We start from the raw sequence: 19,043 nt of genomic DNA, 5'->3' as shown, positions 1-19,043 counted from the left end.
TCTCGGGGACGACGCGACGCGACGGGGCCGGGCGGTCAGCGCTGGAAGCGCGCCTCGCGCTCGTCGGACAGGGCGGCGGAGACGCGCGCACGCATGTTCGGGTGCATGTCCGGCAGGGCGTCGAGCCGGGCCCAGAACGCCTCGGTGTTCTCGCCGTCGGCGGGGTTCGGCGTGCCCGAGACGTACCGGCAGGCGAACACCAGGTCGAGGTACTGCGCCCGGTCGCCGTTCGCGTACGTCAACTCCGGCAGCACCTGCACCCACGCCAGCCGTTCGGCGACGGCGACGACGTCGGCCTCTTCCAGGACCTCGCGTTCGGCGGCGACGGCCGGTTCCTCGCCCGGGTCGATGATGCCGGTGACGGGCGTGAGCGCACCGTTGTCCGCACGCCGGACCACGAGGAGTTCGCGATCGTCCCCGTCGCCCCGGGTGACCACCGCCGTCACGCCGGTCATCCAGAGGGGATCGGTGCCGATCTTCGAGCGGAGGGACAGGACGAAGTCGGGGGTGGGCATGTCCCAACGCTACCGATCCCGCCCTGTCGGAGACTGGTCATGACCAGTAGCATGGGCGCGTGGAGATCATCATCCTGCCCACGCCGGCTGAGGTCGGTCGCGTCGCCGCGGCCAAGATCGCGTCCGTCGTCGCCAAGAAGCCGTCCGCCGTCATCGGTCTCGCCACCGGATCCAGCCCGCAGGGCATCTACACCGACCTGCAGCGCCGGGTCGGTGCGGGCGAGATCTCGTTCGCCGAGGCTCGCGGGTTCGCCCTCGACGAGTACGTCGGCATCCCGCTCGAGCACCCGGAGTCGTACGCCAGCGTCATCGCGCGCGACGTCGTGGCGCCGCTCGGGTTCGACCCCTCGCGGGTGCGGGTGCCCGACGGCCGTGCCGACGACCTCGAGTTCGCGGCGAAGGAGTACGACGCCGCGATCCGTGCCGCCGGCGGGATCGACGTGCAGATCCTCGGCATCGGCGCGAACGGGCACATCGGGTTCAACGAGCCGACGTCCTCGTTCGCCTCGCGCACCCGCATCAAGACCCTGGCGCCGTCGACCCGTGACGCCAACGCGCGGTTCTTCGACTCGCCCGAGCAGGTCCCGACGCACTGCATGACGCAGGGGCTCGGCACCATCCTCGACGCCCAGCAGCTCGTCCTCGTCGCGCAGGGCTCCGCCAAGGCCGACGCGGTCGCCGCAGCGGTCGAGGGGCCGCTCAGCTCGTTCGTCCCCGGTTCGGCGCTGCAGCTGCACGAGCACGCGACGGTCGTCGTCGACGAGGAAGCCGCGGCCGGCCTGCAGCTCGCCGACTACTACCGCTACACGTACGCGAACAAGCCGGCCTGGCAGGTGTTCGAGTAGGACCGACGATCAGCCGTCTGCGCGCTGCCGGAACGCGGTGTGCAGGCGGCTGAGCCCGTCGTCCAGGGTCTCCGCCGAGCACCCGAAGTTCAGCCGCGCGAACCCCTGACCCTGGCGTCCGAACGCCGGGCCGGAGGCGAGTGCCACCTTCGCCTCGTCGACCAACAATGCCGCGGGGTCGTCGCCCCACGGCAGGGCGCGCAGGTCCAGCCACGCCAGGTAGGACGCCTGCGGCTGCCGGTACTCCGCTCCGGGCAGGACGTCACCGATCCGCTCGGCCAGGGTGCGGCGGTTCGCGGCCAGTTCGGTGAGCAGTGACGCGAGCCACGGCCCTCCTTCGCTGAACGCGGCGACGCTCGCGGTGTACCCGAGGATCCCGGTGCGCTCGACGACCTCGGTCGGCAGGGCGTCGAACCAGGCACGGGCCCGCTCCGAGGCGCCGACGATCAGCGCGCACTTCGTGCCCGCGAGGTTCCAGGCCTTGCTCGCGCTCGTCAACGAGACCCCGATCGCGGCGGCCTCGGCGCAGGACTCCAGGAACGGCGTGAAGACCGCGTCGGCGTGCACGAGCGGCGCGTGGATCTCGTCCGAGACGACCACGGCGTCCCACTCGGCGGCGAGCTTCGCGAGTGCGACCAGCGACGCGCGGTCGTGCACCAGGCCGAGGGGGTTGTGCGGGTTGCAGAGCAGCACGGTGCGGGCCCCGTCGGCGAACGCCTGCGCGAGGCCGTCCAGGTCCATCCGCCAGCCTGCCGTGGTGTCGAACGGGTCCGCAGGGCCGTCGGGTGCGAGCAACGGGACCTCGGTCACGGTGCCGCCGGCTTCGGACACGTACTCCCAGAACGGTGGGTACACGGGCGGCATGATGACGACCTGGTCGCCGGGCTCGATGATCTGGCGGAGCATCTCGACCGCGGCGACCGACACGTCGGTGGTGGTGCGGACGAGGTCCGGGTCGACGCGCCAGGCCCACCGGCTCTCGGCGAAGTCCGCGAACGCCTCGGGCAGCGCACGACCGTGGCCGACGTACCCGGTGTCACCGTTGGTGACCGCGGCGACGAGGGCGTCGCGCACCGGTTCCGCGAGCATCGAGTCCATCTCGGCGACGAACATCGGCAGGACGTCCGGCGGGTACGCCGTGTACTTCTCGCTCGTACGGCTGCGGTGCGCATCGAACACGGAGACCATGACGCTCATGCGCCCATCCTGACAGTGCCCGCCGGTTCGTGGCAGTGCCGGCCCTCAGGCCGGACGGAGCCCGGCGAGCAGGATCTCGACGTAGCGCTCCGGATCGCTGACCCGGGTGCCGCCGGCGACGGCCGCCTCGCGCAGCCCGCACAGCAGCCGGCGGAGGTCGTCGGCGTCGACGTCCGTCCGGACGATCCCCTCGGTGCGTCCCCGCGCGAGCAGCGCGTCGACGGACACGACCAGGTCGCCGGCGAGGGCTGCGGTGTCCGCGCAGGAGAACCCGCCGTTCGTCAGCAGGTCACCGAGGGCTGCGTCGTCCACCATGCTCCGGAACGCGGCCGTGACGACCCCGCGGAGCGCATCGGCTGCGTCCGGCAGCACGACGGCGTCGCGGACCTGGTCGAGCATGTCCTCGAGCGCGTCGATCGCGAGCGCTTCGAGCAGGTGCTGCTGGCTCGGGAAGTGCCGGTAGGCGGTCCCGACCCCCACTCCTGCCTCGTGTGCGACGGCGTTGAGCAGGGCTGGTTCGCCCCGGTCGACGAAGGTGCGGGCGACGTCGAGCAGTGCCGTCCGGTTGCGCTGGGCATCGGAGCGCAGTGCCTCGGGCCGGGCCATCGCGATCGTCATGTGGACACTCTATCCGGTTGTGCTAGCGTTCCGGATGAATCATCCGAATCGGTACGGCGAGCGAGCAGGAGACGACGATGGACAGCTTCGAGTGGGAACCGGCAGCGATGCCCGACCAGCACGGCAGGACCGTGGTGGTCACCGGCGCGACCGGTGGACTCGGCCTCGTCGTCGCCACGACCCTCGCGTCGGCCGGCGCCCGCGTCGTCGCCGGCGTGCGTGACCTCGACAAGGCGGCTCGCGTCCTCCCCGTGGGTCTCGACCTGGAGGCGCGGCTCGTCGACACCGCGTCCGTCGCCTCCGTCACGGCGTTCGCCCGGCAGCTCGCCGAGGACGGCGTCGTCGTGGATGCCCTCGTCAACAACGCCGGTGCGACGATCGGCACGTTCGGGCGCACCGACGAGGGCATCGAGCGCACCTGGGCGACGAACGTCGTCGGGCCGGCCGTGCTCGCCGAGGCGATGCTCCCGCTGCTCGGCGGGCCGTCGCCCCGCATCGTGCTCGTCGGCTCGAACCTGTCGCAGCGCACCCGCCGCGTGCCCGGTCCCGGCGGGGTCGACGGTCCGGACGACTACTCGCAGTTCGGTGTGTACACCGACTCCAAGACCGCGGCCGCGGCGCTGAGCGTCGACCTCGGTGAACGACTCCGTGCTGCCGGTTCGGACATCCGGTCGGTGATCGCGCACCCCGGCATCGCGGCGACGGGGATGAACGACCAGGCGGAGACCCTGACGCAGCGCCTCGGCGGCATGGTCGCACGCAGCCTGTCCCGGACCGCCACGGACGGCGCTCGTTCGACACTCTGGGCAGCCACCGCCCCGGACGTCACCGAGGGGGTGTTCGTCGGACCGGCACTGCGCCGTGGCGACCGGCGGCTGCACGTCGTGCCGGTGAAGGGCCCGGCGGCGGACCCGGCGTTCCGAGCTCGGGTCCGGGCGTTCGTGGACCAGGTCGCGGTGCGCGCCGGAGCCTGATCATCAGTTCACGTGGACAGGAGTTGCCGGACTGCCGCTTGCGCGATGCGCGGCGGCATCGCGTGGCCGCCGTCGAACAACTCGGTCTTCGCGACGCCTGGACGGAACGCGTCGAGGACGCGCTGCACGCCGGCGAGGGGGAACAGTCCGTCGTCCCGTCCCGCCGTGACGAGCACCGGTTGACGGACGGCAGACGCGACCAGAGGGACGTCGCCGGCGGCGGTCAGCCCCGGGACGAACCACGCTGGGTTGTGGTGGATCCGAGCGGCCTCGAACGAGGCCAGCGTCCCGAGCCCGCAGCTCACCACGCCCCGCGTGAACCGGGCGTCCACGGCGAGTGCGAACAGTGCCACCTGACCGCCGAGGGAGTGCCCGATGACGCCGAATTCGGTGTCTGCGGCGCTCGTCTCGATCATCCAGGACGTCACCGTGGCGATGTCGTGCGAGTGCTTCGCCTGCAAGCTGCTGCCGTTCGCCACACGGAAGAGCGCGTCGAGACGTTCGTCGGCCGCCGGGTCGTCCGTCCAGTCCCGTCGGCGTTCCTCGAAGCCGATCAGATCGGGGATGACCACGCGTGCCCCGCCGCGAGCGAGCATCACGCCGTATGCGAGGCTCGGGTCCCCGACTCGTCCGGCGGCCTCGCTCTTCCCGGAGGCGAAGTCGCCCGCGTGCTGGTGGACGGCGATGACGTCTGTTCCGGTGCCGTGGTCCGGTGTCAGGACAAAGCACGGGATGGTGTCGCCGTCGGCGGTGTCCAGCTCGATGCGTGCCCACTGGACCGACCCGTCGCGACCGAGCGGTTCCAGACGGACTGCGACCGGACGGAGTTCGTCAGGGGACGGCAGCCCGAGCAGTTCTCGTACACGTCCTCGGGCCGGTTCGTCGGTCGTCGACACCATGCCCGGACGCTACCAGCGGCGATGGGACCTGCCGGTGAGTCCCGGACACGTCGACTGTGGTGAACAGCGGGAGGCCGCTCGGTGACGGATCGCGCGTCCCCCGTCCGAGGGGGCTAGCGTCGCCGACGTGAACCGTTCTCGCGTGCACCGTCGCCCGCTCGTCCGTCCGCTCCCGCTCGCCGCGGCGGCCACGATCGCCGCACTGCTGGGGACGGGGATCGTCGCCGCTCCGGCCGTCGCCTCGCCCTCGGGACAGGCAGTGCGGGCGGGCCGCACGGTCTCCGATCCCGCCCGGTACGTCGACCCGTTCATCGGCACGAGCGGCGACGGCAACACCTGGCCGGGCGCGACCGCACCGTTCGGCATGCTCCAGTGGAGCCCCACGGGCACCGCGGGCGACCAGACCTCGACCCCGGTCGCGAACGGCTACTCGTACGACGTGAACCGGCTGCGCGGCTTCAGCCTGACGCACCTGAACGGAGCCGGCTGCGCGCCGGGAGCCGCCGGTGACGTGCCGATCATGCCGGTCACGACCCCGATCACGACGTCGCCGTCGGCCGACAGCACCGACGCGGTCTACGCCGCCGGCTACTCGCACGACGACGAGTCCGCGAGCCCCGGGCGCTACGGCGTCGCGCTCGACAACGGCGTCCGCACCGACCTCGCCGTCACCACCCGTGCCGGGATCGGCGAGTTCGCCTTCCCCGCTGGGAAGGCAGCGAACCTGCTCTTCCGCACCTCGAACTCGATCAACGGCAGCGAGGCCGCGACCACCCGCGTCGACGCCCGCACCCGCACGGTGAGCGGCAGCGTCCTGACCGGCGGCTTCTGCAGCCGCCGCGCGAACGGCGGCGGTGCCACCAACCCCGACCGGCGCAGCTACTACCGGCTGTTCTTCTCAGCCACCTTCGACAAGGCGTTCGCGAGCACCGGCACGTGGCAGGACGGCACGGTCCGACCGGGAGGCACGTCCTCCTCCGGTGGGGAGGGCTACCTGACCGGCGCCGATCGTGCCGGACGCGGCTCCGGCGCGTGGGTCGGGTTCGACGCGCGTCACGGTGCGACGGTGCACGCGAAGATCGGCATCTCGTACGTGAGCGCCGCAGGAGCGATCGCGAACCGCGACGGCGAGGTGACCCAGCGCTCGACCGTCGCCAGCGTGGCGGCCGGTACACGGGCCTCCTGGAACCGCGAACTGTCGCGTCTGCGCGTCGGAGGCGGCACCGCGGACCGGACCACCCAGCTGTACACGTCCGTCTACCACGCACTCATGCAGCCGAACACGTTGAACGACCGCGACGGCCGCTACCTGGGGCCGGACCAGCGGGTGCACCGCATGGACCGAGGGCACCGCGCCGTCTACGGCACGTACTCCGGGTGGGACCAGTACCGGGGCCAGATCCAACTGCTCGCACTGCTGCGACCGGACGTCGCCGGGGACATGGCGCAGTCGATGCTGCGGTTCGCCCAGCAGAACGGCGGGGTGTGGGACCGCTGGCTCCACCTCGGGGCGCCGACGCACGTGATGACGGGTGACCCCTCGGCCGCGACCCTCGCCACCTGGTACGCGATGGGGGTCCGGAACTTCGACGTGCGAGCCGCCTACGCCTCGCTGAAGCACCAGGCGACCGTCGAGAACGCCGACGCCGAGAGCGACATCGGGTGCCCGGGCCAGTGCCTGGCGCAACGCCCGGCGCTCGACGAGTACCTGCAGCGCCAGTACGCCGCGAACGACGACTGCTCGTGCTGGGGCGGTGCTGCCGAGACGCTCGAGGACTCGATCTCCGACAGTGCGCTCGGGTACTGGGCGGGTTCCCTCGGGCTGCGCTCCGACGCCCGGGTGTTCGCGGAGCGCGGGTCCTACTGGAGGAACACGTTCAACGCGGCCGTCGGCTACCAGGCCGCTCGCCAGGCGGATGGATCGTGGACGCCCGACTGGTCGCCCTCGACCGGCACCGGGTTCGCGCAGGGGACGAGCGCGCAGTACACGTGGCTCGTGCCGCAGGACGTGCAGGGGCTGTCGGCCGCGCTCGGTGGCGACGACGCGGCGGTCGCGCGACTCGACGCGTTCTTCCACGACAGCACTGGTGCGTTCGCGGTGACCGGCGGCGACGCCACGAAGTTCGACCCGACCAACGAACCCGACATCCACACGCCGTGGATGTACAACGCGCTCGGCAAGCCGTGGAAGACGCAGGAGACCGTGCGCCGGGTCGTCGACGACGCCTATACGACCGGGCCGAGCGGGCTGCCGGGCAACGACGACCTGGGCACGATGAGCGCCTGGTACGTCTTCGCGTCGATCGGGTTGTTCCCGCAGACGCCGGGGCGGGCGGAGATGCTCATCGGGAGCCCCACGTTCAGCACGGTCGACATCCGGCGGTCGAGCGGGGAGCGGATCGTCGTGCGGTCCTCCGGCACGGCGCCCTACGTGCACGGTGCTCGGTTGAACGGGCGAACCCTCGAGAAGTCGTGGGTGCCGGCGTCCTTCGTGACGCGCGGTGGGACGCTGTCGCTCCTGGTCGGGGACACCGCGGACACGACGTGGGCGACCGGTGCTCGGGAACGCCCGATCGACCGCTGAGAAAGCGAACGGCTACGAGACCGAGCCCGACCGTCCATGACTCGATCGAGTCATGCGTGACTTCGTCGAGTTGCGACAGCCCTGACCGACGTGCAGGCCCCTGCGATCGACCTGACAGGGGGGAACACCATGACCGAACTCGCCGACTGGGAGACCGAGGGCGCCAAGGCCCGACCGACGACACCGGACGACCGCAACCGGGTACCAGCACCGCTCGCGCTCCGCGCCACGACCTGGATCGGTGTGCTGCTGCTCGTCGCCGCGACGTTCGTGTTCGTGGGTGCGTCGTACATCGGCCTGCGCGAGGACGAGACCGCGGCGCACGCCCTCGCCCGACTCGTGATCGTGGTCGTCATCGGGGTCGCCGTCGCCGTGGTCGGCGCGGTCGCCCTGCTGCTCCGGCTCGTGGCAGGAGCGCTCGCCCGGCGCTGATCGGGTCAGCGCAGCTCGTGCCCGCCGCCCCACACCCGCTGCACCTCGAGCGCCGGTGACAGCGCCACGAGGTCGGCCGCGGACCCCGGTGCGAGCCGCCCCAGCCGGTCGCCGAGCCCCAGCGCCGCAGCCGGCACGCTCGTCAGCGCTGCGACGGCCTCGGGCAGCGTCCGTCCGGCGAGCGAGATCGCGTTCCGCAACGCTACGTCCTGCGTCAACGTCGACCCGGCGATGGTGTCGGTGCCGGCGACGTGCGCCACACCGTCGGTCACGGTGACGTCGAGCGACCCGAGCCGGTAGGACCCGTCGGCCGCGCCGGCAGCACCCATCGCATCGGTGATGAGCGCCACCCGGCTCGGAGCGCGGCTGTCGGGACCGAGAAGGTGCCGGTCACGATGCGGTGGACGCGCACGCGCTCCGGTGGGTGATCACGTCGTATCTACGGTGATCGCATCTCCGACGCGGGATCGAGGTTGGAGGCGACTGCTGCGGGGATCAGCGCGAGTCCAACAGTGACGGTCACCAAGATGGCTGCAAACGCGAGGGCGAGTTCTCCGGGTGGAACGGAGAGTTCCGAGAAGCGCAGTCCGATGATGGTCATGATGCCCCCAAGGGCGGCTCCGGTTGCGGATGCGGCCAGAGTGTGTCCGGCGATGAGCGCGATGATCATCAGCCGGGACGCGCCGAGTGCGCGTCTTCTCCCGAAATCCTTCCGCTGCAGGAGCACGAGCCCGGCTTGAACGATCGCCACCAACATTCCCGAGCCGACAATCGCGCTCAGGATCAGGCTTCTGCTGAAGGAATCAAGTTGTATTCCGATGAAGCTCGACAGTTGCGCGACGGTGTCGCTGGTACGAATCCGGACCGTGGGCGACGGATCACTCGGAAGCGCGGCGCGCATGACGCGCGCCAGTGAAGCGACGTGTTCAGCCGAGCGGGCGACGACGACGATCCGCGTAACGTTTCCGGGACGGGAATCGGGAGTCGGGACAACGAGTCCGGTTAGTCCGCTGGCTGCCGCTCGGGACGGGTCGAGGTGTCCAACGACGGTGTTGGTCGAGCCGGACCCGTTCACGACCGTGGCGGGGAGCGAGCCGATTCCGAGCAGGGCGACCGCATCCTTGCTGGCGAACGCAGAGGCATCCGCGTCACCGCGTGGCGGCTCGGGCAGGCCGAGCTGCGACCAGTTGCACGTCCAGATGCGACGGCTCGGTACCGCCGCTCCACCTGGTATGGCTCGGTTCGTCACGTCCGTGGCGGGTCCCGATGCGACCGCTGACTCGACCCCATCCACGCCGTCGAGTACTGCCAACGTGCTTGAGGGAAGTTGATCCTCGAGCGCGCCCTGAACGGTGATGGTTCGTGCTTCAACGCTGGCGAGCTCGGCGAGTACCGAGGTGGCGAGGCTCGAGCTCTGCGCTGTTGCGATCATCGTCATCCCGAGCCCTGCTGCGGTTATCAAAGCAATGATGCTCGAAAGGAGCCACTTCGTCCGAGCGATGACAGCGACCTCTGAGCAGGTCAGTGACCAGGCCAAGATCACAATCGGACCTCGCGAGTGCTCGCTCGGATCACACGCTGGTCATGAGTGGCGACGATCACGGTGTTTCCCGCTCGGCTGTACGCGTTCAGCGTGTCGACGACTGCCGCAGCGCTTTCGCTGTCGAGACTCGCTGTGGGCTCGTCTGCAACGATGATCGGTGGGCGCAGAATCAGGGCACGAACGAGTGCGATTCGTTGTGCCTGGCCTCCCGAGATCTGCCTGGGGAGCGCGTCCGCGCGCTGATCGACTCCGAGGGACCCGAGAAGATCTAACGCGTCGCTTCGCAGCTGCTTGCGGCGCGTCGCTTGCGCGTAGAGGGCCGGCTCGGTGACGTTCGCAAGGACGGTCCGACTCGGGTCGAGCGCGGCGTCCTGGAACAGGTAGCCAAATGCTTCTGCTCGCATCATCGAACGTTGTCTGTCTGAAATCCGCGCGGTATCTCGTCCAGCAACCAACAAGGTGCCGTTCGTCGGCTTGAGGAGCAGGCCGATGATGAACAGCAATGTCGATTTGCCCCGACCAGAGGGACCCGTGAGTGCGACCATCTCTCCGATGTTGAACGAGGTCGAGATGTGGTTGATGATCGGTTGGCGGCGGTCGTAGGAATGGGAGACATCTTCCACACGGATCATTCGGACGTTTCCGCACTGATCCGCACCCGCATTCGGGGCTCGATGCCGTCGACGACAGCTCGTCCAGATGCGGACGCGAGGATGGTCACAGGGTGACGATGCCCCCTCGCATCGACAACGTATCTATCGGTGCCTGCCGAACGTATGGCGGCAACGGGTACGACTGTGCCTTGAGTACGTGGGACAAGAACGACTTCTCCTCGGACCTGCACAGAGTCCTCCGATCCGGGTACGAACGGGCATTGTTCGCCACACGACGAGCCATCCTTCTGGCCGAGAACGGCCTTGCCGGTTCCGTCCTGACCGACTTCCGTGGAGCGGATCACACCTGTCCAGGTCGATCCCTCCGCGGCGAGCGTCGACCTTGCGCCATCTTGAACGCGGGCAAGAAGGTCCGCTGAGAGCGCAGCTTCAATCTGTGGGTCCGTAGCGAGTTCGATCACCGCTGGCTCGTTCCCGGCGAGTAGCGCGCCCACACTGACACTTTGCCGGTCCAGCGACAGCCGTGCGGGGAGCGTAGGCACGAACAGCACGCGGCCTCTGGCGACGGCGCCAGTCGCCTTCTCGCCATCGGATAGTTGCCAATTCCTCACAGCAGATTTCGTTGAAGGGCCGAAGATTCCGTCAGGAGAGGAGCGCAGCCATCCCTGGACGGCGAGCATCGCCTGCAGTTGCCGGACGTCCGGACCGGTCATTCCCTCTTCGAGGTCCCGGAAGGCCGGTGTCGATCCGGCCGCCACGTGGACGGGGCGGAGGTCGACTGAGTAGAGCTCCTGCCCGTTGTGCGCCATCGCGGTGTCTTCGAGCGCAACGGAGGTCACCGTTCCGGTCACGAGGTTGCGCGCGACCGGAGCCCGGCCCCAACGTACCTCAGCTCGGATCGCGGCGGACTGGCCAACGACCCCCGCGCGTGCCGTGGCGACGGTGTAAGGCTGCGCCGTCGGGGACGGAGCAACTTCGGTCTGAATACGCCACAACGACAAGAGCACAATTCCGAGTGTCACGGAGGCGGCAGCGATCATCACCACCGTCGGCCACTTCGGAGCCGCACGTCCACTGACTAGTAGGTCGGTTCCGGCGTCGGGCATGATCTTGCCGCCTCAGCGAAGTCCTCTTCTGGGACCTCTGCCCACGGGTACCAAGGGTTGGAGTCGTATTGGTCCTCGAAGGTGTCGAAGGTCGGCGTAGTCGAGATCGTCCAACCACCGTCGCGGAGACACGCTGCGCCCTGCACCGACGCCTCGTACGCCTGCATGAGCTGCGTCCGTGACGGAGACGCATCAGGATCGATGCCGAGTCGCTTCAGACACCGCTCATCATCGTGGCGGTAGTCGGCCTCGGTACCCGGTTTGAGGTCGACACTGATCGATGTGTCGTCCTGGACCGACACTGCCCATCCTGCCTCAGCCAGACATTTTGCTCGCGCCTCCGCAAGATCGACGGGTTCCGGAAATTTGCTGCGGACGCCACTCACCGCTGAGGTGGTGTCTGCGGACGGCGTGGATCCGGTTGTGGTGCACCCACCCAAGGTGACGGCGGCGCAGAGCGCAAGGACCCCGGCGGCACCTCGACGCGCCTGCCTGACCAGGCTCATCGGCATCGCACCGACGCTGACTTGATGGCGGAACCGAACACCTTGCCGCCGTTGGAGTAGTACTCCCAGACGTGGTGCGAGTCCCAGCTTGCGTACGTCGAGGAGTACCCCATCGTCACCGAGTTCGTGTGGGCCCACGGCGTTGAGTGGCCCTTCGCACCGTAGATGTCGTGTCGCACGTTGCCCCTCGAGTTCGACACGGTGTGCACCTCTTTGCCGCTGGGCTGACAGTTGAGCTTTCCGGTACCAGCCTGCGCCGCGTTCGCAATCGATGGGGCCGCAAGCAGGCCTAGCATCAAGGCGGCCGTGGCGGCCACGCTGAACACAATCTTCGTGATCATTACTCCCTCTCACATCCGACCTCAGTGTCGAGCTTCTGACATGATCTATCCAGAGCGTGATATGTGCAAGATCAGAGCATCGCGGGCGTGTCGATGCCACGGAAGGAGGTGTGTTTCGTAAGCGGGCTATCACCCCGTCGAGGGAACGAGCGACATTGCGGAATGTGCTGACGCATGCGCGTGGCCGCCCCCTACGATCGCCCAGGGACACCGGGTCCGAACTCGCCGACTGGAAGACCGAGGGCGCCAAAGCCCGGCCCGCGACGCCGAACCATCGCGCCTGGGTACCGGCCGCGCTCCGCGCGACGACCTGGATCCGGGTGCTGCTGCTCATCGCTGCGGTGTTCGTGTCGCCGTCCGATTCGTGATCGTCGTCGTCGGGTGCGCCGTCGCCGTGGTCGGCACGGTCGCCCTGCTGCTCCGGCTCGTCGCGGGAGCACTCGCCCGGCGGTGACCGGGTCAGCGCAGCTCGCGCCCGCCGCCCCACACCCGCTGCACCTCGAGCGCCGGTGACAGCGCCACGAGGTCGGCCGCGTACCCGGGCGCGAGCCGCCCCAGTCGGTCGCCGAGCCCCAGCGCCCCGGCCGGCACGCTCGTCAGCGCCGCGACGGCCTCGGGCAGCGTCCGTCCGGCGAGCGAGACCGCGTTCCGCAACGCCACGTCCTGCGTCAACGTCGACCCCGCGATGGTGTCGGTCCCGGCGACGTGCGCGACGCCGTCCGTCACGGTGACGTCGAGCGATCCCAGCCGGTACGAGCCGTCGACAGCGCCCGCGGCCCCCATGGCGTCGGTGATGAGTGCCACCCGGCCCGGGGCAGCGCGGAGCAGGGTGTCCGCGACGACCGGGTGCACGTGCACCGCGTCGAGGATGAGCTCGAGGGTCACGCGGCCGTCGGCCACCGCGGCACCGATCGGCCCCGGCGCGCGGTGGTGCAGCCCTGGCATGGCGTTGAACGCGTGGGTCAGCAGCGTCGCACCGGCGTCGAACGCGGCACGGGCCTGGTCGTAGGTGCCGACGGTGTGGCCGACGGCGACGGTGACCCCGGCGGCGACGAACCGGCGGACGGCGTCGAGCGCGCCCGGCAGTTCCGGCGCGATGGTGACCTGACGGATGACGCCCTCGCCGGCCTCGAGCAGCGCGTCGACCGCTGCGGGTGACGGGTCGATGAGGAACGACTCGTTGTGGGCGCCCTTGTTGTGCGGGGACAGGAACGGCCCCTCCAGGTGCACGCCGAGCACGAGCGGGTCGGTCGCCATCACCGAACGGATCCGCGCGAGCGACTGCGCGAGGGTGGGGACCGGGTTCGCGACGAGGGACAGGACCGACCTGGTCGTGCCGTGCGCCCGGTGGACGGCCAGCGACTCGGCGAAGGAGTCGTCCTCGTAGGACTCGGTCGCACCGCCGTGCCCGTGCAGGTCGATGAACCCGGGCGTCAGGACCGCGTCGCCCAGGTCGACGACCTGGTCCGCCGTGGGGGCTTCGGGGCCGGCGCCGACCGCGTGCACCACGTCACCGGTGAGCAGGACCCAGCCGTCCGCCGTGGACCCGGCCGCGTCGACGACGCGGGATGCGCGCACCAGGGTGCGCCGGGCCTCCCGGCCGGCCTGGAGGCCCGTGGCGGTCATGCGGTCTCCCTGCGGAACGCGATCACGCCGCTCAGGGCGGCGATCACGATGAAGACGAAGCCCACGACCGGGTGGCCGATGGAGATCCAGGTCGCGCCCGCGGCGATGACCAACGCGACCTCGACGATCGTCTTGCCGACGATGTCGGTCTCGATCGGCGACGCCGGCGAGCGGAAGAAGTACCAGACGACGGCCGCGAACAGTGGGGCGCCGACCATGAACACGTACCCGGGCAGGGGGAGCTGCCACGACCAGTACCCCCAGAAGGCCAGGGAGAGCAGACCGAACGTGCAGACCAGGACGCGGAGCACGCGCCAGGCATCGAACGGCCGTCGCTGCCTGCCGGCGGGGGATGGGCCTGGGACTGCTTCCCAGTCGACGGGGGACTGCGGGGCGTTCGTCATGGTGCTGCCTACTTGAAGATGATGGTGCGGGCGCCGTCGAGCAGGACGCGGTCCTCGGCGATCCAGCGCACCGCCTGGGTGAGGGTGCGGGACTCTTCGTCCTGACCGATGGAGACCAGCTCGGCGGGGTCCTTCGTGTGGTCGACGCGCACGACGTTCTGCTCGATGATCGGGCCCTCGTCGAGGTCGCTCGTGACGAAGTGGGCCGTCGCGCCGATGAGCTTCACGCCGCGGGCATGCGCCTGGCGGTAGGGGTTCGCGCCCTTGAAGCCGGGCAGGAACGAGTGGTGGATGTTGACCGCACGGCCTTCGAGCGCCGCGCAGAGCTCCGGCGACAGGATCTGCATGTAGCGGGCGAGGACGACGAGTTCGATGTCGTGCTCCTCGACCGCCTCGAGCACGCGGCGCTCCATGGCCGCCTTGCTGTCCGCGTCGGTGACGGGCCGGTGCTCGAACGGCACCGAGTAGAACGACGCGAGCTCGGACAGGTCCGGGTGGTTGGACAGCACGAGGGGGACCTCGATCGGCAGCTGCCCGCCGCGCTGGCGGTAGAGCAGGTCGTTGAGGCAGTGGCCGGCCTTCGACACGAGGACGAGGGTGCGCAGCGGGCGACCGACGACGTCGAGCTGGACGCGGGCGTCGTAGCGGGCGGCGACGGGGGCGAGGGCCGCCTCGAAGGTCGCGCGGTCCACCGGCGCCATGACCTGCAGGCGCATGAAGAACGTGTTCGTGTCGACGCTCGAGAACTGCTGCGACTCGGTGATGTTGCCGTTGGCGGCGACGACCGCTCCGGAGACGGCGTGCACGATCCCGGGCTGGTCGTCGCAGACGAGCGTCAGGGTCCAGTGCGTGGGGGTCGGGTCGGTCACCGGATCAGGGTACCGGGCGCGGCGATGAGGCCGGTGCGGGGCGCCGGACGTCAGCGGCGGCGGGCGCGGAGGCGTCGGACGAAGTAGACCTCCATGCCGATCGCGAGCACCGTCACGACGATGCCCATGGTGACGTAGAAGGTGCCTCGGTTCGCGTTGACGATCGTGAAGACCGGTGCCGCGATGCAGATGATGCCGCAGATCACCACGTTCCAGATCGCGCCTGGTCTGGTGTCGCTGCTGAACCCGCCGCCGTGCGTCATGACCCCGACGCTACCGACGCTACCGACGCTACCGACGCGCGGGTGCGTCGGACCGGATCCGCTCACGAAGCGGGCATGGCGGCCGCAGTGCGGAGGCGGCGATCGGCCAGGGTCAGCACCGTCAGGAGCACCGCGACGCCGAGGATCACCCACGCCAGCACGTGCAGGTCCGGTGTGGTCGGGGCCTGGCCGAACACACCACCGATGAGCGACGAGGCCCCGATCGCCCCGATGTACACCGCCGTGCGGGACAGCCCGGCCGCGGTGCCGATGTACGCCGCGGGCACGAGCCGGTACAGCGCCGCCTGGTTCGACACCGACGCCAGGGCCTGCGGGACGCCGAACAGCGCTGGCGCCAGCGCGAGCAGCACGACCGGCGACCCGGTGTGCAGGAAGAGCAGGAGTGCCCCGCCGACGATCGGCACCACGGCCGCGACGATCAGGGGTCCGCGCACGGCGGTCTTCCGGGCGACGACGAACGACGCGATCCCGGCCACGATCGCGGCGGGCAGCTGGATGTACCCGGCGACGTCGCTCGAGTACCCGGCGACGTCCTGCACCCACTGCGAGAACCCGTAGGTCATCGTGTACGCGAGCAGGTAGGTCAGGAAGAGCCGGACGTAGGTGCGCGACAGGGCGCCGTTCTGCGCGAGCATCCGGACGTCCACGAACGGCCGGACCGCCCGCAGCTCCCAGAGCACCAGGCCGACGAGCAGCACGATCGCCACCGCGAGCAGCCACCACAGCCCGGCGGACAGGTCGAGCAGGAACACGAGCAGCGCGGAGACGGCGCCCGTCATGAGCAGCATGCCGAACGGGTCGAGCGCCTGCAGGACGGGCAGGGCCTCGTCGTCACGGGGACGGAGACGGTCGGACGGCAGCCACATCGATGCCACGACGATGCCGAACGCCGCCAGGGGCACGTTCACCAGGAAGATCGCGTGCCAGCCGAACGCGGCGATCAGCGCACCGCCGAGGGGCGGCCCGGCCGCCGCCGACACGAGCGAGGTGATCGACAGTGCCCCGAGCACGAGCGGCGGGGTCGGCTTCCCGATCCGTGCCGAGTGCTGTCGCAGGGTGGTGAGTGCCGCCGGGTACGCCGACGAGGTCCCGATGCCGATGAGCACGCGGGCGAACAGCGCGCCGCCGAAGCCGGTCAGGAACTCGGGTACCACCCCGGCGACGCCGACGATCACGAGCCCGGTCAGGAACACCTTCTTCGGGCCGAAGCGGTCGGCGAGCTTGCCCATCGTCGGCTGCGCGATCGCACTCGCCAGGTACAGGGCGGCGACGAGCCAGATCGCCTGCGCCGCGCCGATCCTCAGGTCGCGGGAGATCGGCGTGAGCGCGACGGACACCATCGTGGTGTTGATCGGGTTGAGCAGCGGCCCGACGAGCACCGGGATGAGGAGCTTCGGGCCGAAGCCGGTGCCGGTGCTGCCCGGGGCGACGACGGGGGTGGGAGTGGTCGAGGTGGACGTGGGAGTGCTTCTTCCGGGGTCAGCGTTCGGTGAGCGGGGCGAGGATCGCGATCGCTCGGGCGACGGTGTCGCGGTCGGCGTCGGGCAGCGCGGCGAGCCGGTCGGTCAGGACGCGGGTGCGCGTGGTCCAGGCGTCCTCGCGGGCACGGGCGCCCTGGTCGGTCGCGCGGACGAGCGCACGGCGGCCGTCAGCGGGGTCCGGACGCCGTTCGACGAGGCCGAGGTCCTCGAGCGCCTGGACGGTGGCGCCCATCGACTGCGGCCGGACGCCCTCGGCGCGGGCGAGCTCGGCGACCGTGCTCTCGCCGTGGCGCAGCAGGCGGCCGAGCGCGGCGGTCTGGGACGCCGTGACCTCGTCGGCCTTGCCGGTCAGCAGCGTGCGACGGATCCGGCCGTACAGCGTCAGCAGGTCACCGGCGAGCGCGGTCGGATCGGGTGATTCCATACCGGCACGGTACTACTTCGACAGCACGACTTGCAAGTCTGCCTTGCGAGTTCCGGGTTCGCCGCTCCGGATCGGCTCAGCGCTCGAACACGATGCGGCGCTTCGTCACCACGAAGCCGGCCCGTTCGAACGCCCGGCGCATCGGGGTGTTCGCCGCGTCCGTCGTGCCGACCACCTTCGGCTCCCCGGCCTCTGCGTGCACGCGCAGCCCCTCGGCGAGCAGCCCGTCGACCACACCGCGCCCCCGGTGCTGCGGCAGCACGCCGATGAAGCTGACCGCCGCGTCGTACGCCGTCCGCGTCGCCAGGACGAACCCGACCACCAGGCCGTCGGGGTCGAGCGCGACCCGCCAGTCGTCACGCGACCCCGGCAGCGAGCGGTAGAACTCGAGGTCGTCGGCGGCGGCGCCCCGCGGGCCGAGTTCGTCAACCGACGCAACGGTGTGGGCGTCGAGGCTCCCCACCGCGACGCGGGCGAACAGGTCCCCGAACTCGTCGTCGCCACCGGACCGGAAGCGCAGCGAGGACGGCGCCGGCAGCTCGCGATCCGGCGTCCACGCCACACTCACCCGCTCCGTCGACCGTCCGAGCCCCGCCGAGCGGGCGGCCGCCGCGCGCCACGACACCGCGGCGACGGCCTCGGGGTCGTCGTGCCAGTCCACCGCGACGTCGACGATCCACTCCGGCCGCGCGCCGAACGCAGCGGTCCCCGCGGTGATCAGCCCGGCTGCGATCGCCACCCGATCGCCGTCGGGCACGTCCGGAGCCACCAGCAGGTCGTCGAGGGTCGACGGCACCTCGGCGTCCGCGCCACCCCACCAGAGCGCCCGTGCCACCGGACGGCCGTCGCGCTCGGCCAGCCACGACCACCCCGGGCGGTAGTTGTCCGTGCCGGACTCGGCACGGTACCGGTCCGGACCGATCCACGCGACCGGTTCCGACGTCGAGAACGCGAGCAGGGCCTCCCGGTCGTCCTCGGTGGTCGCGCGGAAGGCGACCGTCACCGCGGGTCGGTCATCGTCGTGATCAGGTGCTCCTGCACGTAGCCGAGCCAGTCGTAGACGTCGCGCAGGCCGACGGCCGCGTCGGCCTCGACGGAACGCTCGTCGTCGTCGGCGTCGACGATCCCGAGGCGGTCGGCGATCGTCAGCCGCAGGTCGGTCAGCGTGCGGAGCCACGCCTGCTCGTCCTCCGGGCCGAGCGCGCCGTCGCGGGTCCCCGTCAGCCACTCGTGCACGGTCGTCGCGTTCGTGGTCTTCTGCGCCAGCAGGTCCGACTGCGTGTACTTCCGGAACTCCGCGCTGGCGTCGTCGTCGTCCGGGTAGGCGTCCGGGAACATCCGTGCCGCCACCGGGTCCGCCGTCAGGTCGCCGTCGAGCACCTGGCGCAGCTGCTCGGTCAGGGACGTGAGCAACCCGCGCTCGCCGGAGGACATGCCGAGGTGGACGCCGTCGGCCCGGCGGACGAAGGGGATCACGCTTCGGGGGCCTTGTCGACGGTCGCCTGCAGGCCGTAGCCGTGCATCGACTGGACGTGGGCCTCCATCGCCTCGCGCGGACCCGTCGCCACGATGGCCCGACCCTCGGTGTCGACCTGGTGCATGAGTCGCTCCGCCTGCTCGCGTCCGAAGCCGAAGTGCCGCTGGAAGACGTAGGTGACGTAGGACATCAGGTTCACCGGGTCGTCCCACACGACGGTGACCCACGGGGTGTCCGCGCGGGCACTGGTGCGTTCGTCCGGGGTGGTCCGTTCGTCCACGTCGGGCGAGGTCAGCGTCATGCA

General features: G+C 70.5%; 24 protein-coding genes. 5 read left to right on the top strand and 19 right to left on the bottom strand.

All coding sequences use genetic code 11. The features are described 5' to 3' along the window. Positions 1-35 precede the first annotated feature (35 nt). Complete coding sequence (locus ABH929_RS00360) at positions 36-515, bottom strand: NUDIX domain-containing protein (RefSeq protein WP_194647422.1); 480 nt, start codon at positions 513-515, stop codon at positions 36-38. 59 nt (positions 516-574) lie between these two features. Between ABH929_RS00360 and nagB the strand changes: the two genes are divergently transcribed. After that, positions 575-1,360 (top strand): glucosamine-6-phosphate deaminase, encoded by a 786-nt coding sequence (gene nagB, locus ABH929_RS00355; RefSeq protein ID WP_111085323.1) that lies wholly within the window; start codon positions 575-577, stop codon positions 1,358-1,360. A gap of 9 nt (positions 1,361-1,369) precedes the next feature. On the opposite strand, the gene ABH929_RS00350 is transcribed toward nagB, so the two are convergent. After that, a complete protein-coding gene (locus ABH929_RS00350) occupies positions 1,370-2,557 on the bottom strand; it encodes a MalY/PatB family protein (RefSeq protein ID WP_404559736.1) in 1,188 nt (395 codons plus the stop codon). Between the two features lie 45 nt (positions 2,558-2,602). Continuing rightward, on the bottom strand, positions 2,603-3,175 hold the full coding sequence (locus tag ABH929_RS00345; RefSeq protein ID WP_404559735.1) for a TetR/AcrR family transcriptional regulator: 573 nt from the start codon (positions 3,173-3,175) through the stop codon (positions 2,603-2,605). A 77-nt stretch (positions 3,176-3,252) separates the two neighbouring features. Between ABH929_RS00345 and ABH929_RS00340 the strand changes: the two genes are divergently transcribed. After that, positions 3,253-4,149, top strand: a complete 897-nt coding sequence (locus ABH929_RS00340) for an SDR family NAD(P)-dependent oxidoreductase (protein ID WP_404559734.1) — start codon at positions 3,253-3,255, stop codon at positions 4,147-4,149. An 8-nt stretch (positions 4,150-4,157) separates the two neighbouring features. Here ABH929_RS00340 and ABH929_RS00335 read toward each other — a convergent pair whose 3' ends face one another. After that, complete coding sequence (locus ABH929_RS00335) at positions 4,158-5,048, bottom strand: alpha/beta hydrolase family protein (protein WP_404559733.1); 891 nt, start codon at positions 5,046-5,048, stop codon at positions 4,158-4,160. A gap of 127 nt (positions 5,049-5,175) precedes the next feature. Between ABH929_RS00335 and ABH929_RS00330 the strand changes: the two genes are divergently transcribed. Then, a complete protein-coding gene (locus ABH929_RS00330) occupies positions 5,176-7,632 on the top strand; it encodes a GH92 family glycosyl hydrolase (RefSeq protein WP_404559732.1) in 2,457 nt (818 codons plus the stop codon). Between the two features lie 129 nt (positions 7,633-7,761). Further along, positions 7,762-8,064 carry a hypothetical protein gene (locus ABH929_RS00325; protein ID WP_404559731.1) on the top strand — a complete coding sequence of 101 codons (303 nt, stop codon included), beginning with the start codon at positions 7,762-7,764 and terminating at the stop codon, positions 8,062-8,064. Positions 8,065-8,069: 5 nt separating this feature from the next. Here ABH929_RS00325 and ABH929_RS00320 read toward each other — a convergent pair whose 3' ends face one another. From ABH929_RS00320 to ABH929_RS00295, 6 genes are all read right to left on the bottom strand, one after another. Then, complete coding sequence (locus tag ABH929_RS00320) at positions 8,070-8,414, bottom strand: amidohydrolase family protein (RefSeq protein WP_404559730.1); 345 nt, start codon at positions 8,412-8,414, stop codon at positions 8,070-8,072. Between the two features lie 89 nt (positions 8,415-8,503). Further along, entirely contained in the window at positions 8,504-9,502 is a 999-nt protein-coding gene (locus ABH929_RS00315; protein ID WP_404559729.1) for an FtsX-like permease family protein, read from the bottom strand. A 101-nt stretch (positions 9,503-9,603) separates the two neighbouring features. Continuing rightward, positions 9,604-10,239: an ABC transporter ATP-binding protein gene (locus ABH929_RS00310; protein ID WP_404559728.1), complete on the bottom strand. Its 636-nt coding sequence runs from the start codon at positions 10,237-10,239 to the stop codon at positions 9,604-9,606. Next, positions 10,236-11,327: a peptidoglycan-binding protein gene (locus ABH929_RS00305; RefSeq protein ID WP_404559727.1), complete on the bottom strand. Its 1,092-nt coding sequence runs from the start codon at positions 11,325-11,327 to the stop codon at positions 10,236-10,238. Before ABH929_RS00305 ends, ABH929_RS00310 begins: the two co-directional genes overlap by 4 nt. Continuing rightward, positions 11,300-11,629 (bottom strand): hypothetical protein, encoded by a 330-nt coding sequence (locus tag ABH929_RS00300; protein ID WP_404559726.1) that lies wholly within the window; start codon positions 11,627-11,629, stop codon positions 11,300-11,302. Before ABH929_RS00300 ends, ABH929_RS00305 begins: the two co-directional genes overlap by 28 nt. 200 nt (positions 11,630-11,829) lie before the next feature. Beyond that, positions 11,830-12,033: a hypothetical protein gene (locus ABH929_RS00295; protein ID WP_404559725.1), complete on the bottom strand. Its 204-nt coding sequence runs from the start codon at positions 12,031-12,033 to the stop codon at positions 11,830-11,832. Positions 12,034-12,338: 305 nt separating this feature from the next. Here ABH929_RS00295 and ABH929_RS00290 point away from each other — a divergent pair, with 305 nt between their 5' ends. Further along, the gene (locus ABH929_RS00290) at positions 12,339-12,542 is read left to right on the top strand and encodes a hypothetical protein (RefSeq protein WP_404559724.1); all 204 of its coding nucleotides are present in this window, start codon (positions 12,339-12,341) and stop codon (positions 12,540-12,542) included. 91 nt (positions 12,543-12,633) lie between these two features. Here ABH929_RS00290 and nagA read toward each other — a convergent pair whose 3' ends face one another. The 9 genes from nagA to clpS all read right to left on the bottom strand — a co-directional run bounded on the left by nagA (position 12,634) and on the right by clpS (position 19,040). After that, the gene (gene nagA, locus ABH929_RS00285) at positions 12,634-13,800 is read right to left on the bottom strand and encodes an N-acetylglucosamine-6-phosphate deacetylase (RefSeq protein ID WP_404559723.1); all 1,167 of its coding nucleotides are present in this window, start codon (positions 13,798-13,800) and stop codon (positions 12,634-12,636) included. Then, positions 13,797-14,204 carry a YrdB family protein gene (locus tag ABH929_RS00280; protein ID WP_404559722.1) on the bottom strand — a complete coding sequence of 136 codons (408 nt, stop codon included), beginning with the start codon at positions 14,202-14,204 and terminating at the stop codon, positions 13,797-13,799. The genes nagA and ABH929_RS00280 overlap by 4 nt, the downstream gene beginning before the upstream one ends. Positions 14,205-14,212: 8 nt before the next feature. After that, positions 14,213-15,073, bottom strand: a complete 861-nt coding sequence (purU, locus tag ABH929_RS00275; RefSeq protein WP_205463260.1) for a formyltetrahydrofolate deformylase — start codon at positions 15,071-15,073, stop codon at positions 14,213-14,215. 50 nt (positions 15,074-15,123) lie between these two features. Next, positions 15,124-15,336 (bottom strand): hypothetical protein, encoded by a 213-nt coding sequence (locus tag ABH929_RS00270; RefSeq protein ID WP_263055186.1) that lies wholly within the window; start codon positions 15,334-15,336, stop codon positions 15,124-15,126. Between the two features lie 62 nt (positions 15,337-15,398). Next, the gene (locus tag ABH929_RS00265) at positions 15,399-16,736 is read right to left on the bottom strand and encodes an MFS transporter (RefSeq protein ID WP_404559721.1); all 1,338 of its coding nucleotides are present in this window, start codon (positions 16,734-16,736) and stop codon (positions 15,399-15,401) included. 100 nt (positions 16,737-16,836) lie between these two features. Then, positions 16,837-17,262, bottom strand: coding sequence for a MarR family winged helix-turn-helix transcriptional regulator (locus ABH929_RS00260; protein WP_404559720.1), 426 nt, complete (start codon positions 17,260-17,262; stop codon positions 16,837-16,839). A gap of 76 nt (positions 17,263-17,338) precedes the next feature. After that, a complete protein-coding gene (locus tag ABH929_RS00255; RefSeq protein WP_404559719.1) occupies positions 17,339-18,265 on the bottom strand; it encodes a GNAT family N-acetyltransferase in 927 nt (308 codons plus the stop codon). Then, positions 18,262-18,738: a DUF2017 family protein gene (locus ABH929_RS00250; protein ID WP_404559718.1), complete on the bottom strand. Its 477-nt coding sequence runs from the start codon at positions 18,736-18,738 to the stop codon at positions 18,262-18,264. Before ABH929_RS00250 ends, ABH929_RS00255 begins: the two co-directional genes overlap by 4 nt. Continuing rightward, positions 18,735-19,040, bottom strand: a complete 306-nt coding sequence (clpS, locus tag ABH929_RS00245) for an ATP-dependent Clp protease adapter ClpS (protein ID WP_185020990.1) — start codon at positions 19,038-19,040, stop codon at positions 18,735-18,737. The genes ABH929_RS00250 and clpS overlap by 4 nt, the downstream gene beginning before the upstream one ends. Between the last annotated feature and the right edge of the window lie 3 nt (positions 19,041-19,043).

Source organism: Curtobacterium sp. AB7, from assembly GCF_044909335.1.
Lineage (GTDB): Bacteria > Actinomycetota > Actinomycetes > Actinomycetales > Microbacteriaceae > Curtobacterium.
The sequence above is the reverse complement of the archived record's forward strand: the minus strand, read 5'-3'. Positions and strand labels throughout refer to the sequence as shown.